This is a genomic window from Lysobacter cavernae (assembly GCF_042648505.1).
GTDB lineage: Bacteria > Pseudomonadota > Gammaproteobacteria > Xanthomonadales > Xanthomonadaceae > Lysobacter_L > Lysobacter_L cavernae.
The window spans coordinates 175,410-189,839 of the sequence record NZ_JBHRXK010000003.1; the positions used below are offsets into that span (position 1 = coordinate 175,410).

13 protein-coding genes and 1 pseudogene are annotated in these 14,430 nt (G+C 65.8%); 7 read left to right on the forward strand and 7 right to left on the reverse strand.

Annotated elements, in window-relative coordinates:
- The first annotated feature begins 15 nt into the window (after positions 1 to 15).
- The 4 genes and pseudogenes from ACFOLC_RS07955 (at position 16) to ACFOLC_RS07970 (ending at position 2,885) form a co-directional block, all read left to right on the forward strand.
- Positions 16 to 612: an RNA polymerase sigma factor gene (locus ACFOLC_RS07955; protein WP_386758711.1), complete on the forward strand. Its 597-nt coding sequence runs from the start codon at positions 16 to 18 to the stop codon at positions 610 to 612.
- Positions 609 to 1,115: a hypothetical protein gene (locus ACFOLC_RS07960; protein ID WP_386758712.1), complete on the forward strand. Its 507-nt coding sequence runs from the start codon at positions 609 to 611 to the stop codon at positions 1,113 to 1,115. Before ACFOLC_RS07955 ends, ACFOLC_RS07960 begins: the two co-directional genes overlap by 4 nt.
- Before the next feature lie 17 nt (positions 1,116 to 1,132).
- On the forward strand, positions 1,133 to 2,053 hold the full coding sequence (locus ACFOLC_RS07965) for a DUF4097 family beta strand repeat-containing protein (protein ID WP_386758713.1): 921 nt from the start codon (positions 1,133 to 1,135) through the stop codon (positions 2,051 to 2,053).
- 163 nt (positions 2,054 to 2,216) lie between these two features.
- A pseudogene (locus tag ACFOLC_RS07970) lies at positions 2,217 to 2,885 on the forward strand (IS1595 family transposase).
- Positions 2,886 to 2,962: 77 nt separating this feature from the next.
- On the opposite strand, the gene ACFOLC_RS07975 reads toward ACFOLC_RS07970, so the two are convergent.
- From ACFOLC_RS07975 to ACFOLC_RS07990, 4 genes are all read right to left on the reverse strand, one after another.
- Positions 2,963 to 5,995: a TonB-dependent receptor domain-containing protein gene (locus ACFOLC_RS07975; protein ID WP_386758714.1), complete on the reverse strand. Its 3,033-nt coding sequence runs from the start codon at positions 5,993 to 5,995 to the stop codon at positions 2,963 to 2,965.
- A gap of 217 nt (positions 5,996 to 6,212) precedes the next feature.
- Positions 6,213 to 7,034 (reverse strand): XOO1806 family protein, encoded by an 822-nt coding sequence (locus tag ACFOLC_RS07980; RefSeq protein ID WP_386759027.1) that lies wholly within the window; start codon positions 7,032 to 7,034, stop codon positions 6,213 to 6,215.
- Between the two features lie 141 nt (positions 7,035 to 7,175).
- On the reverse strand, positions 7,176 to 8,072 hold the full coding sequence (gene hslO, locus ACFOLC_RS07985; protein ID WP_386758715.1) for an Hsp33 family molecular chaperone HslO: 897 nt from the start codon (positions 8,070 to 8,072) through the stop codon (positions 7,176 to 7,178).
- A complete protein-coding gene (locus ACFOLC_RS07990) occupies positions 8,069 to 9,364 on the reverse strand; it encodes an aspartyl/asparaginyl beta-hydroxylase domain-containing protein (protein ID WP_386758716.1) in 1,296 nt (431 codons plus the stop codon). Before ACFOLC_RS07990 ends, hslO begins: the two co-directional genes overlap by 4 nt.
- Positions 9,365 to 9,423: 59 nt before the next feature.
- Here ACFOLC_RS07990 and mtgA point away from each other — a divergent pair, with 59 nt between their 5' ends.
- From mtgA to ACFOLC_RS08005, 3 genes are read left to right on the forward strand one after another with little or no spacing between them, the layout of a single operon-like run.
- Positions 9,424 to 10,167, forward strand: coding sequence for a monofunctional biosynthetic peptidoglycan transglycosylase (mtgA, locus tag ACFOLC_RS07995; protein ID WP_386758717.1), 744 nt, complete (start codon positions 9,424 to 9,426; stop codon positions 10,165 to 10,167).
- Between the two features lie 45 nt (positions 10,168 to 10,212).
- Entirely contained in the window at positions 10,213 to 11,238 is a 1,026-nt protein-coding gene (locus ACFOLC_RS08000) for a glycosyltransferase family 2 protein (protein ID WP_386759028.1), read from the forward strand.
- Complete coding sequence (locus ACFOLC_RS08005; protein ID WP_386758718.1) at positions 11,198 to 11,629, forward strand: CBS domain-containing protein; 432 nt, start codon at positions 11,198 to 11,200, stop codon at positions 11,627 to 11,629. The genes ACFOLC_RS08000 and ACFOLC_RS08005 overlap by 41 nt, the downstream gene beginning before the upstream one ends.
- 8 nt (positions 11,630 to 11,637) lie before the next feature.
- Here ACFOLC_RS08005 and trhA read toward each other — a convergent pair whose 3' ends face one another.
- The 3 genes from trhA to ACFOLC_RS08020 all read right to left on the reverse strand — a co-directional run bounded on the left by trhA (position 11,638) and on the right by ACFOLC_RS08020 (position 14,343).
- Entirely contained in the window at positions 11,638 to 12,333 is a 696-nt protein-coding gene (trhA, locus tag ACFOLC_RS08010; RefSeq protein WP_386758719.1) for a PAQR family membrane homeostasis protein TrhA, read from the reverse strand.
- A 130-nt stretch (positions 12,334 to 12,463) separates the two neighbouring features.
- Positions 12,464 to 12,736, reverse strand: a complete 273-nt coding sequence (locus tag ACFOLC_RS08015; protein WP_386758720.1) for a DUF1294 domain-containing protein — start codon at positions 12,734 to 12,736, stop codon at positions 12,464 to 12,466.
- Between the two features lie 2 nt (positions 12,737 to 12,738).
- Positions 12,739 to 14,343: a peptide chain release factor 3 gene (locus ACFOLC_RS08020; protein ID WP_386758721.1), complete on the reverse strand. Its 1,605-nt coding sequence runs from the start codon at positions 14,341 to 14,343 to the stop codon at positions 12,739 to 12,741.
- Positions 14,344 to 14,430: the final 87 nt, after the last annotated feature.

Sequence of the window (14,430 nt, forward strand, 5' to 3'; positions counted from 1 at the left end):
CGGCGGCGCATCGTAATGACTATGCTGACCGCCGTGACCGACTACCTGCCCGATACCGCTGCCGCGGCTGACGACACGTTGGACGAGCGTGCCACGGTCGGCGCGGCGGCGCGTGGCGAGGTGGCCGCGTTCGAGGCCCTGTACCGGCGCCACGCCGGTCGTGTGCACGGCGTGATTGCCCGCTTGGTGGGCGGGCACGGCGCACGCGCCGAGGACTTGACCCAGGAAGCCTTCGTGCGGGCCTGGCAGGCGCTACCGGCGTTCCGGTTCGAGTCGGCGTTCTCGACCTGGCTGCACCGGTTGGCGGTCAATACCGCGTTGATGGAACTGCGCAGCCGCCGCAGCCGCCCACAGGACGACGGCGATGAGGACGTGTTCGAGCTGATCGGCAGCGCCGATTCGGCCGGGCACACCACGGCCCTGTCCATGGACCTGGAGCGCGCCGTCGCCAGCCTGCCGCCGCGTGCCCGCGCGGTGCTGGTGCTGTACGACGTCGAAGGCTGGAAGCATGAGGAGATCGCCGCTGAACTGGGCATGGCGGTCGGCAGTTCCAAGGCACAGTTGCACCGCGCGCGCGGCCTGTTGCGAGCGCGGCTAGGAGGAGCGATATGAACACCCACGACATCCATCCCGATGGCCCCGATCAGGCGCTGCCCGCTGCGCTGCGCTGGCAGCTGCGCGCGCTGCGTGGCGATGTCGCGCCGTCGCAGGACCTGTGGCCGGCGATCGCCGCACGCCTGCCGTCGCAGCCGGTGCCCGTACGCCGTTCGCGGCCCTGGCGGGTGCCGGCCGCGTTGGCGGCGACGCTGGTGCTTGCGCTCGGCGTTGCCGGCGTGTGGCGCGGGGCCGGTGGCGATGTCGACAGCGCCCGTCCGGTGACCCTGGTGCAACGCGAGGCGGATGGCATGCAGCGCCACTACCAGGCCGCGATCCAGGAGATGGCCCCGACGCAGACACCGGCGGTGTTGCAGCCGGCCTTCGACGAACTCGACCGCAATGCCACGCTGATCCTCGATGCGCTGGCCCACGACCCCAACTCGCGCCTGTTGCTGGAGCAACTGCGCCGCACCTATGCCCGACGACTCGCGCTGACCCAGCGCATTGCCTACACCTGATTTTTCGGAGGACCTCCATGACCCGCGTCCACATCCACGGTCTCACCCTCGGCTTGGCCCTGCTGGCCGTTCCGGCGGCATTCGCCGGCACGCCGATCAACCAGACCCATCCACTGGACCCGCGCGGCCATGTCGAGATCGACAACCTCAAGGGCAGCATCGACGTGCGTGCCTGGGACCGCCCGGAGGTGAAGATCGAAGGCGTCCTCGGCAACGGCGTCGAGAAGCTGGAGATCGAAGGCGATCAGCAGCGCCTCACCATCCGGGTCAAGTACCCGAACCGGGGCGGCAGCATGGGCCTGTTCGGCGGCAGTGACAAAAGCGAGCCGACCGAATTGCGCCTGATGGTGCCGCTGCGCGCGGACCTGGAGATCGATTCGGTCTCGGCCGATGTCAACGTGCTCGGTGTCGCCTCCAATGAGCTGTCGATCGACAGCGTCAGCGGCGATGTCATCGTCGCCGCCGCGCCGCAGGAGGCCAGTGTCGACAGTGTCAGCGGCGACCTGCAGCTCACCCTCAACAGCCGCCGGGTCAGCGCCGAGTCGGTGAGCGGCGACCTCAACCTGCGTGGCCGCCTCGATGGCGAGGTCGATGTCGAGACCGTGTCGGGGCGCATCGATGTGGCGGTGCTCGAAAGCCGCCTGCACAAGCTGACCGGCTCGTCTGTCTCCGGCGACATCAGCATCACCACCGCCCTGACCAACAATGGCCGAATCTCGCTGGAGACAGTCAGCGGCGACCTGCACCTGGCCCTGCCGCGCGACCTGTCCGCCAACGTGCGCGGCGAGAGCTTCAGCGGCGACCTCACAGCCCCCGACGCCCAGGTCATCCGCCCCAAGCACGGCCCGGGCTCGAGCTTCGAGCACCGCTACGGCAACGGCGACGGCGACATCACGATCGAGACGTTCTCGGGCGACGCGACGCTGCAGTTGGATTGAGTCGTCTGGTACTGGGTAACCGCGCTCCGCGCTTGGTCAGGGTGTGAGGTCAATGACGCTGTGTGTGCTCAAGTCCGCGCAGCTCCTCCTCGGTCATGTGCAGCTCGACCACCGAAAAAAGCAAAGGAGCTGTCGTAGATAAGGCCGGGTTTAAGCTGATGGAATGGGCCTGAGCCGCTGCAAATTAAGCCTAAAGCTGCAATCCAAGCTGGTCGAGTTCTTCGTGCTCGAAGTAACCGCGCGTTCGGCGGCCAGTGCTGGGGCTTCAGCCCAACACCACTGCGCTCTACTACCGCAAGCTGCGCCAGCGGATTGCCGACCAATTGGCCTTGGTGGAGCACGGCGATGACCTGGCTGTCGGTAAAGCGGGACTGCTTCATGGAACCTCCTCGGGAAAGACTACGAGAAAATTCCACCTATGGCGTCAGCTAACTGGCGGGGGGATTACCGTCGTGTTCGGCCTGCTCAAGCGTGGCGGCAAGGTCTACGCCAAGGTGGTGGACAACGCCAGGACTGCCACGCTGATGCCTGTAATCCAGCGGAAAATCGCCCCGGACAGCGTGGTCTACACCGACAGCTTCGGCAGCTACGACGCTCTGGACGTCAGTCAGTTCCACCACGTGCGCATCAACCATTCCAGAGAATTCGCCTGTGGCCGAAACCACATCAATGGCATCGAGAACTTCTGGAACCAGGCCAAGCGCATACTGCGCAAATACAACGGCGCTCCAAGCAGAGCTTCCCGTTGTTCCTCAAGGAATGCGAGTTCCGCTTCAACTACGGAACCCACAAACAACAACTCAAAACGCTGAAGGAGTGGGCTGGAATCTAGACTTATCTACTACAGCCCCAAAGCAAAAAAAGAGGCGGGCCGTAGCCCGCCTCTCAAATGACACGGATTGCTGAGTCTTAGAACTTCATCGACACGCCCAGCGTGTAGAACCGGCCCAGCACGTCGTAGACCTGCGGGAAGGTATTGCCGCTGTTCTGGCTGGTCGAGCCGATGGTATTGCCGACGATCGGCGGATCCTTGTCGGCGATGTTGTTGACGGTGAGCGTGAACTTGGCATTGAACGGCGCCTTCCAGCCGAACGACAGATCGAAGTAGTTGTACGCATCGATCTGGCGGTACGGAGCGAAGAAGTTGCCGGCACCAGGTTCCACTTCCATCGAGCTCATGTAGCGCCAGTTGAGGCCGATATCGAAGTCGTTGATCGACCAGACGGTGCGCTGGTTAAACCGGTTTTTGAAGGTCAGGTTGCCGCAGGCGACGCTGTAGAAGCCTGCGCACTCGTGTTCCGTGGACACGTCCGTAGCCTTGAACTTGCTGCTGCGCACGTGGGTGCCATCGAATGCCAGGTCCAGGCGACCCCAGCTGCCCATCTCGAAGCCGTAACGCAAGCCGAGGTCGAAGCCATCCGTCGACAGGGTGCCGAGGTTCTTCGAGCGTTCGTCCGGACCGATGGATTCGACACCGTTGAACGAACCGTTCAGCGGATTGCGTCCCATGTTGGCGCAGAAGAAGTTGTTGATGCTCAGGCCGGGGTTCTTGGCGGCGTCGTAGCAGTTCTCGAAGAAGTCATCGGTTGTGAAGCCGGTGATCGTGTCCTCCATCTCGATCTTCCAGTAATCGAGGGTAACCGCGAACTCGTTGCCACCAAAGGAGGGCGTCCATACCAGGCCGATGGTCTGGGTGTCCGCTTCCTCGGGCTTGAGGGTCAGGTCTCCGCCGAACAGCGCGTTGATCTGGCCGGCCGAGGGCTCCTGAAGGCCATCATCGGTATCGTCTCCGGGGGTGCCGCCGATGAGGAAGCCGGGTACGCCTTGCTGGACGCAGAGGTTCTCGAGGGTGCCGGCAACATTGTTGTTGGCGGGGTTGAGGCCGTCATCCGCACAAGGATCGTCCGCGCGGTTGTCCAGTCCCGTGGTCGCTGGGAAGAACAGCTCGTTGATGTTCGGTGCGCGGGTCGCGTGCTGGAACATGCCGCGGAAACGCAAGCTTTCGATCGGCGCCCAGTCCAGACCCGCCTTCCAGGTGCCGTAATCCTGTGAGGACGCGTTGCCCACCGCGAACTTCGAGTAACGGTAACCACCTTCGAAGTTCAGGGCGTAGGCGCCCGGCAGGTCGCTGAGGATCGGCACCAGGAACTCGGTGTAGGCTTCCTTCAGGGTGAAGGAACCGTCCAGGTCAGGCGAAGCGCCGCCGGCACCCAGTACGTCACCGGCCACACTGGCCGAGTCCGAGCGGTTGAATGCGTTGGCGTCACGGTGTTCGACACCGAACACCAGGCCGATCGGGTAGTCGGCCCAGGGGCTCTTGAAGCCGTCGCCGAGGTCACCGGAGACTGAGGCCGAGAACACATCCTGGCGCACGCCTTGCAGCAAGATAGCGCCCTGGTTGATGAAGTCGACCATTGCGGGCGTGATCGAACCTTCAGGCCCGAACAGGTTCAACGGCACGCAGTCCTGTGCGGTGTTCAGGCACTCGGTCGTGCTGATCGCACGCAGGGCCTGCTGCACTTTGGCGTTCGAACCCCAGTTGGTACGCGTCTGCACCTGGTCGGATTCACCGTGCGACCAGTAGGTGTCGTAACGCCAGTGGTCGCTCAGGTCGCCGCGCAGACCGACGGTGAACTGATAGGTCTTGTTGTGGAAGTCATTGAGGCGGGTGCCCAGTTCGGTCATACGGCGACCAATGGCCAGATTGACTTCCTCGGTGCTGCCCGCGGCGCAGTTGGTGATGAGTGGAGCTTGCGCCTGTGCTTGAGCCTGTGCTTCCGCAGGATCCATGCCACCATCAATCAGACTCTGGAGTATCGAGGCCTGCAAGCCTGCCCGGTCGCCACAGAGCTGCGCGCGGGCAGCGTCGGTAAGGTACGGGTTGCCGATCGGCACGCCATAGGTGTTGAGGAACGTACCGCTGGCCGCTAGTTGGGACTCCACGTCCGAGCGGGTGTACAGCAACTGGGCGTAAGCCTCTGCCTTGTCGGTGATCTCGTAGCGACCCAGCGCCGTGGCCTGGTAGCGGTCCAGCCCGGTCTGGTAGTAGTTGGGTGGATTGAAGTTGAACGATGCCAGAGGACCACCGAACGTGCCGTCTGGGAGCGGTGTGCCGCCCACCTCGAACTCGCCGAAGACATTGGCGGGAACCGCAGTACCCGAGCCTTGCGGGTTGCCACTGGTCGAGGAGCGTGAGAACACGCCGTACGGACGCTCGCCCTGGGTCAGAGGATCCTGTTCGGAATGGCCGATGCTCAGCACGACATTGCCGCGGCCGTCGTCAAAGCCTGCACCCACGGTGACGTCAGTACGGCGCTTGGCGGCGTCGTTGTTGCTCGACTGGCCATAGAACGAGTCGACCTGAAGGCCTTCAAAGTCGCGACGCAGGATGAAGTTGGCGACACCGGAAATGGCGTCGGCACCGTACACCGCCGACGCACCGCCGGTGACCAGGTCGACGCTCTGCAGCAGCGCCACCGGGATCACGTTGGTATCGACGATGCCGTTGAGGTCGAACGGCACGATGCGACGACCGTCGACCAACACCAGCGTGCGGTTCGGACCCAGGCCGCGCAGATCGAGGGTCGCGGCGCCGGCGGTGCCGTTGTTCATGCCCGAGCCCATGGCCGGGACGGCGCTGGGTTGCTGCTTCAGGAAGTCCTCGGCCGAGACCGGCTGAGCGCGGTCGATGTCCTGACGTTCGACGGTCATGACCGGACTGGTGGTGGTCAAGCCTGGGATGGCGATGCGGCTGCCGGTGACCTGGATGCGGTCAAGGGTGGTGGCTTCATCGGTGGCTTGTGCGGCGGGTGCCGGTGTTTCCTGTGCTGCCGGGGCCGGCGTTTCCTGCGCGAACGCAAGGCCGGTACCGGCCACGGTGGTTGCGCTCACGCACAACGCGAACACGATCGCGTCGCGGAGCTTGGTGGTCTTCAAGGTCATCTCTCTCTCTCCAAGTCAGTCTTGGGTGTTCCCCAATGGAACCAGGCCGGTGGCGTCAATTTAGGCGCCAAATTCGGCAAGGTCAGGGCGATAGTAGCCCTGTGCCGGGAAGAATTAAAGTGTTGTTAATACGCACGCTGACGCCCTCTGCGAAACGGGTTCGCAAAGGGCGGCTGGCGGAAGAGAGACGGCCACAAAAGGCCGATGAAACAAGAGTTTAGAGGTCTTGTTCGTAGCGGACGTAAGGCACGGTGCCCTCGTCCTTGTCGCTGCTGCTGGGCGAGAAGGGGTTCTTGCCGCGGGTGACGAGGTTTTCGGCGCCGACGGTCAGCTGGCCGCTCCAGGGGGTGCGCCAGGTCAGGCCGACGCCGAGGCCTTCCCACTGGCCCGGCTCGCCTGGGGTGTCGACCACGCGGCCTATGATATTTGCGCCGAAATTGCCGAAGTCGGCCCCCAGGGTGATGCTCTTGCTGCTCCAGCGGTCGGCCAGGGCCGGAACTTCGCTGGCCGGGATCAGGCGCGCGCGCGCCCACGTGCCGCCGATGGAAACGGTGGCTTCGCGGCCGATGTTCTTCTGACCGTAGACCGTGAGGGTGTTCTGGTCGACCTTGCTGGGCTTGTTGTTCGGGCTCAGCCAGGCGGGCAGGGTGTCACGGCCGGTGCCGACGGCCAGGCCGATCTTACTGCCGCCGCGGGTCAGGCTGGCGCCGGCGATGGCCTGGCGACTGCCTTGGTCGTCGTCCTGGTCGAGCGCGGCCAGCATGCAGTGATCGGCGAGGTTGCCGATCGTCCCGGCCAGGCCGGTCTTGCGGTCGCAGACCAGGCCGAGGGTGTCGCCGGCATCGAGGCCGAAGGCGGCATCCAGCGAATTGCTGCCGACACGCCAGCGTGCGCCGGCGACCGGGACATTGCTCGGCTGCAGCTGCAGCAGGTATTCGAGCTTGCCGTTGCTCTGGTTCCAGACCGGCAGATAGGTGGTGTCACCGCGGCTCCCCGTCGATTGCGCATGCACGCCCGGGGCCACGCCAAGGGCGAGCATCAGGGCAAGCGGCAGTCGTAGCAGGCGCGAGTGCATGGTGACGATACGACCGGGCGATGCCGGCGGAGTTCCCCTATCCGTGAGGTCGCGACTATAGAGCGTTTATGTTTATTTAACAATTGAGGCGGTGGCGCCAGGCCTCTACTGCAAGCGCTCCGGGGCGGCCATTTCGGCCGCTGCCGTGGTGAACAAACTAGCGACTTCCTCCGCCCCGAATCGATAACTGTGTCCGCAAAACTCGCAACGGACCTTGGCCTCGCCACCGGCCGCAGCCACCGCCGCTTCCGCCTCGGCCGGTCCGAGCGACACCAGCATGGCCTGGACCCGTTCGCGCGAGCACGAGCAGGCGAACCGCAGCGGTTTGCCCCCCAGTACCTGCACGCCGTCCTCGTGGAACAGCCGGACCAGCAGGTCGTCCGAACTGCACTGCAACAGTTCGCGTGTGTTCAGCGTGTCAAAAAGCGCCCCGGCCCGGGCCCATCCGTCCTCGTCGCCATGATCGCCCGGAAGCTTCTGCAGCATCAGTCCCGCGGCCTGCCGTTCGTCGGCGGCCAGCAGCAACCGGGTCGGGAGCTGCTCGGACTGACGGAAGTAGTCCTCGAAGGCGCCCGAGAGCGAGTCGGATTCGAGCGCGACCAGCCCCTGGTAGCGCACTGGATCGCGGCCGTCGACGGACGGGTTCTCGATCGTGATCGCCAGCACCGCGTCCGGGCCGAGCGCGCGCAGGTCGCGCGAGACCGTGCCCTCGTCCGCCAGTTGGGCGATGCCGCGCAGGGTGCCGGCGGCGGTGCATTCGGCGAACAGGGTGCGCAGGGCACCGTCGCCGCGCAATTGCACCGACAGGCGTCCGTTGACCTTGGCATGGCCTGTGAACAGTGCCGCGGCCGCGGCGGCCTCGCCGAGCAGCTCGGCGGCGGCCGGCGGGTATTCGCTGCGCTCGCGGATCTGCTGCCAGGTATCGTGCAGGTGCACGCGCACGCCGCGCACGCCGGCGCCTTCGATCAGGAAACGGGTCAGGGTGTCGGAATCGTTCGTCATAGTTCACCCAGATCGGCATCGTTGCGGTAGAAATCAAGCATGCCCTGGACCAACTGGGTGACCAGTTCACGTTCCAGCGGGCTCAGCATGGGGTGCCAGACGTCGAAGATCAGCACCACGCGCAACGCATCGCTGCGGTTCCAGGCCTCGTGCTCGAAGGTGTCGTCGAAGATCAGCAGCTTGCCGGGCTCCCAACCGCGGGTTTCGTCGCCGACCCGCAACGCGCAGTGCTCGGGAACGATCAGCGGCAGGTGGACGGTGAGGCGCGTGTTGGTGGCGCCATGGTGGGGCGGGATATGCGTGCGCGGCTTCAATGCCGAGAAGAACGCCACCGGCGCGCGGTCGGGAATCATGACCTGCGGTGCCGCGGCCAGCATCGCTTCGGTCTTCGGGCACTGCCGGCAATGGGCATCGATGCGGTGGCCGTGCTTCCAGAGGAAGTACGCGCCCCAGTCGAGGTTGTGGTCGAGCGCGGCGAACTGGTTGGCCGGTTCGCCGGCATTCGTCTGCACATAGGGTTCGAAGCCGGGGGCGTCCTGCGTCAGTACGCCACGGAGCTCGTGCAGCGTGTCGGCGAAGGCTTCCTCGATCCGCGGCACCCAGTCGAACTCGTCGCGTTCGAAAAACGGGATCGCCGGGAGGCCCGGGTACGCCAAGGTCTGCGGCCGCGGCCAGACCGCCGAGCGGCGGCCCTCCAGCATCGCCAGGCAGTGGTCGAAGCGGCGGCGCTCGCTGGTGTCGGCCTGCGTGCGCAGATCGTCGACGCGCCCGCGCAGGTGGTCGCCGAGCTGGCTGCGGTCGGCCCTCACCGCCGCCAGGGCGCGGGTCATCAGGTCCTGGACCTCCGGCAGCTTGGCGTGGGCGTCGGGAATGGTCGACAGCGCACCGGCCCAGGCCATCGCCGCCGCGCGCTTTCGGCCCAGTGAGTCGAGCACTTCGCCTTTCTCGAAGCGGGCACCCCAGGCCATGGGATCGGTGGCGATGGCGCGGTCGAGTGCCGCGATCGCCTGTTCGGCATGGCCACGCAGCTTCAGCACTCGTGCCAGCGTGGCGTGGATGATGGAAGCATTCGGCGCGGCGGCGGCGGCACGCTGCAGGTAACTTTCGGCATCGGGCAGGTTGCCGCCCGACAGGGCCGCCCAGCCCAGTTGATAGAGCGCTTCGGGATGATGCGGCGCGATATCGAGTACCTGCTGCCAGCCCGCATTGGTCGCACTGCCGGATTGCGCCGTGCGGGCGCGTGCGACCAGGGCGTCGAGGGAGGGGCTGTGCTCGGGGTGGTCGCTTGGCATAACGCGGGCTAGCCATCAGCATGTAGGGACTGGAATTGCGCTCGGGGCGCTCACGAAGTATGACCGATAGGGCGATTCAACCGCCAAGCACGGGCGCGAAAAGGCGGGGCGGCCGCTGGTTCCGCTGGTTGCTGGCATTGCCACTGCTGTTCCTGGCGGCGACGGTGCTGCAGGTGGCGGCATTGCGCTTTTTCGACCCGCCCTTCAGTGCCTTCATGGTGTCGCGGCAACTGGAGGCCTGGGGCGACGGCGACTGGCGCTTTCGCATCGCCTACGACTGGCGCGACCTCGACGAGATGTCGGCTAACGTGCCGGTGGCGCTGGTGGCATCCGAGGACCAGAACTTCGCCGAGCATTTCGGCTTCGACCTCAAGGCCATCGAGAAGGCGCGCAAGAACAACGCCCGTGGCCGCAAGGTGCGCGGCGGCAGCACCATCAGCCAGCAGACGGCGAAGAACCTGTTCCTGTGGAGCGGCCGCAGCTGGGTGCGCAAGGGCATCGAGGCCTGGTACACGGTACTGATCGAGGCGCTGTGGCCGAAGCACCGGATCATCGAGGTCTACGCCAACATCGCCGAGTTCGGCGACGGCGTGTACGGCGCGCAGGCGGCCGCGCGCACCTACTTCCACAAGGACGCCGACCGCCTCACGCCGGCGCAAGCCGCGCGCATGGCGGCGGTGCTGCCGAGCCCGCGCCGCTACAGCATCGCCCGGCCTGGTCCCTACGTGCAGCGCCGCGCCAATGCGATCCAGCGACAGATGCGGTACATCGGCGGCAGCGGCTACCTCAAGCAGATCGATTGAACGCGGACGGGGTAATCCGGCTGGATGAACCGCTACTATTCCGCCATGGATCGGGATCGCCTTACTGTTGTCGTCGCCGCCTATAACGAGGCCGACAGCCTGCCGCTGCTGCAGCCGCGCATTGCCGCGGTGCTCGATGGCATGGCCGTCGGGCAGGGCGTGGACAGTCAGGTGCTCTACATCGACGACGGCAGCAGCGACGCGACCTGGGCCGTGCTGCAGGAACTGGCCGCGGCCGACCGGTGCATCGCATTGCTGCGGCTGTCGCGCAATTTCGGCAAGGAACTGGCGTTGACGGCGGGACTGGACCGGATCGAAGCCGGCGCCGCGCTGATCCTGGATGCCGATGGTCAAGACCCGCCGGAGCTGATTCCGCAGTTCGTCGCCAAATGGCGCGAAGGCTACGACGACGTCCACGGCACGCGCTTGGAACGCGAGGGCGAGGGCTGGCTCAAGCGCACCACCGCGCACGCGTTCTACCGGGTGATCGGGCGCTTGTCGAAGACGCCGATTCCGGCCGACACCGGCGATTTCCGCCTGCTCTCGCCGCGTGCGCTGGCGGGGCTGCAACAGCTGCGCGAGCGGCATCGCTTCATGAAGGGCCTGTTCGGCTGGGTCGGCTACAACCGCGTCGCGGTGCCGTACCACCGTGAGCCGCGCGCGGCCGGCCGCAGCAAGTTCAATTTCTGGCGGCTGTGGAACCTGGCGCTGGAAGGCATCACCAGCTTCACGACCGCGCCGCTGCGGCTGGCGACCTACCTGGGCCTGCTGACCGCGCTGGTGGCCTTCGGCTACGGGCTGTGGGTGATCGTCAAGGCGCTGATCTGGAGCGACCCGGTCGCCGGCTGGCCGACGATGATGGCGGTGATCCTGTTCCTCGGTGGCGTGCAGCTGATCGCCCTGGGCGTGATCGGCGAGTACCTGGGCCGGCTCTATGACGAGTCCAAGCAGCGCCCGCTGTACCTTGTCGACAGTTGGCAACCGGCGGCTGGAGTATCCTCGACCCGGACCCCAGCAGAAGGAGACGGCCATGCGCACCGTACGGCAACTGCTCGAAGCGAAAGCGCCTGAGGTCTTTGCGATCGGCCCGGACGTGCCGGTGATCGATGCGATCCGGTTGATGGCCGAGAAACGGATCGGCGCGGTACTGGTGATCGAGGGCGGACGTCTGATCGGCATCCTGTCCGAGCGCGATTACGCCCGCAAGATCGTGCTGCAGGGGCGCTCCTCAGCCGATACGCCGGTGCGCACGATCATGACCGCGGACGTGATCAGCGTCGGTCTCGACGACAGCGCCGACCAGTGCATGCAGATCGTCACCAACCAGCGCATCCGCCATCTGCCGGTACTGGACAAGGGGCAGGTGCTGGGCGTGGTCTCGATCGGCGACCTGGTCAAAGCGGTGATCGAGGACCAGCAACTGGAACTGGATCAGTTGCAGCAGTACATCCGCCACGCATAGGCGCAGGCTCAGGCCGGCGGAAGCACCTGCGCCATCACCGCAACGTAATGGCAGACGCTGCCGGCGACCACGAACAGGTGCCAGATCGCGTGCGAGTAGGGTAGCGATGGTCGGTGGTAGAACACCGTGCCCAGCGTGTAGAACAGGCCGCCGGCGAACAACCAGCCGACGGTCCAGCCATCCAGTGCGCCCAGCAGCGGCTTGATCGCGACGATCACCAGCCAGCCCATGGCGATGTAGATCGCGGTCGAGAGCAGCTTGAAGCGGCCGGTGAAGAACAGCTTGAACACGATGCCGGCGAAGGCGAGCAGCCAGATCGCCGCGAACAACCCCCAGCCCCACGGCCCACGCAGGCCGATCAGGGTGAAGGGGGTGTAGGTGCCGGCAATCAGCAGATAAATCGCGCAGTGGTCGAACACCTTCAGCCGTGCCTTGGCGATCGGATGCTGGATGGCGTGGTACAGCGTCGAGGCCAGGTAAAGCAGCAGCAGGCAGATGCCGAACACGATCGCCCCGGCCAGCTGCCAGCCGTCGCCGTACAACGCCGCCAGGGTGATCAGCACCGCGCCGCCGGCCAGCGCCGCGGTCGCGCCGACGCCGTGCGTGAGTGCGTTGACCAGTTCCTCGCGCACCGACGCCGCCGGTTGCAACTGGAGGGGGGCGGAGCCTGCGCCGTGTTCGCCGCTGGAGCGTGCCGTGTTCATCGTCGCAGCATCCTAGCGCAAGCTGGAGCAAATGCGCTGCATCGGCGCTGGCTTGTCCGCAAGGTGACGGCTGACACGCTTCGATGACTGCATCGTCTGCGCCGGAGTGAATCAGCGTTGCGTGCGCAACTCAGCCTAAGTGACGCATGGCGAACCACGCCAGCAGCCCCAGCTGCAAGGTCACGATGCACCAGAAGGCCTTGCGGAAGCCGCGCTTGACGGTCTTGTGCCGGAATACGCGCATCGCCACGAACGCGCCCGGCGAGCCGCCGCACAGCGCCAGGCCCAGCAGTACGCGTTCGGGCACGCGCCGGCGTCTGCCGCCGGCGATCGCCTTGTCGTAGCCGTAGACCGCCGCCGTGGCGGCATTGAGCAGCAACAGACAGATCAGCCAGGCCGGCACGCTCAGTCGACAGCCACCGCGTGGGCGTGCTCGCGGGTGGCGAGGAACTGCACGCCCGGTGCGCGTTCCTGCGCGAGCTGCAGGTTGACGCGGGTCGGGGCCAGGTAGACCAGCTGGCCGGCGGCATCGAGCGAGAGATTCATCGCGTTCTTGTCACGGAACTCCTCGAGCTTCTTGCCATCGTTGCAGCGGATCCAGCGTGCAGTGGCGACGGCAACCTGCTCGAAGCTGGCATCGACGCCGTACTCGTCCTTGAGGCGATAGGCGACCACGTCGAACTGCAACACGCCGACCGCGCCGAGGATCAGGTCGTTGCTCATCAGCGGGCGGAAGAACTGCGTGGCGCCTTCTTCCGACAGCTGCGCCAGGCCCTTCTGCAGCTGCTTGAGCTTGAGCGGGTCGCGCAGGCGCGCGCGGCGGAACAGCTCGGGGGCGAAGTTGGGGATGCCGGTGAACGACAACGCCTCGCCCTCGGTGAAGCTGTCACCGATCGAGATCGTGCCGTGGTTGTGGATGCCGATCACGTCGCCGGAATAGGCGCTCTCGGCGATCTCACGATCACTAGCCATGAAGGTAAGCGCGTTGGCGAGCTTCACTTCCTTGCCTGTGCGGGAGTGGAAGGCCTTCATCCCGGCGCTGAACTTGCCCGAGCAGATGCGCATGAACGCGACACGGTCGCGGTGCTGCGGATCCATGTTGGCCTGGATCTTGAAGACGAAGCCGGTGAGCTTGGTTTCCGTCGGTGCCACCTCGCGCGTGGTCGTCGCGCGCGGCCTTGGCGACGGGGCGTGCTCGACGAAGAAATCGAGCAACAGCTGCACGCCGAAGTTGTTCACTGCCGAGCCGAACGATACCGGTGTCTGCTGGCCGGCCAGGTACTTGGCCTTGTCGAACGGATGCGAGGCGCCCTGCACCAGTTCCAGTTCGTCGCGCACCTCGCGCAATGCCTCGGCGCCGATGCGGGCCTCCAGCGCCGGATCGTCGATCGAGGCGAAGATGGTCGAATCCTGGCGGGTGAAATTGCGGCCCGGCTCGAACAGGTGCACCTCGCCGGTGACCAGGTGCACGACACCCTTCAAACGCGAGCCCATGCCGATTGGCCAGGTGATCGGCGCGCACTGGATGCCCAGCACGCTTTCGACCTCGTCCAGCAGGTCGATGGGATTCTTGCCCTCGCGATCGAGCTTGTTGATGAAGGTCATGATCGGCGTGTCGCGCAGGCGGCACACCTCCATCAGCTTGATCGTGCGCTCCTCGACGCCCTTGGCGACGTCGATCACCATCAGTGCCGAGTCGACCGCGGTGAGCACACGGTAGGTGTCCTCGCCGAAGTCGGCGTGGCCGGGGGTGTCGAGCAGGTTGACGATGCGGTCCTCGTACGGGAACTGCATCACCGAGCTGGTCACCGAGATGCCGCGCTCCTTTTCCAGCGCCATCCAGTCGGACGTCGCATGGCGCGCGGCCTTGCGGCCCTTGACCGAGCCGGCCATCTGGATGGCGCCGCCGAACAGCAGCAGCTTTTCGGTCAGCGTGGTCTTGCCGGCGTCGGGGTGCGAGATGATCGCGAACGTGCGGCGGCGGGCGGCTTCGAGGGAAACGTCGGACATGGACGGCGGGCGCGCGGGCGGGTCTTGCGACTGACGCGCAATCATGGAAACGGGAAGGGGCGTGATTATACGGGTTGCGGACGCCGT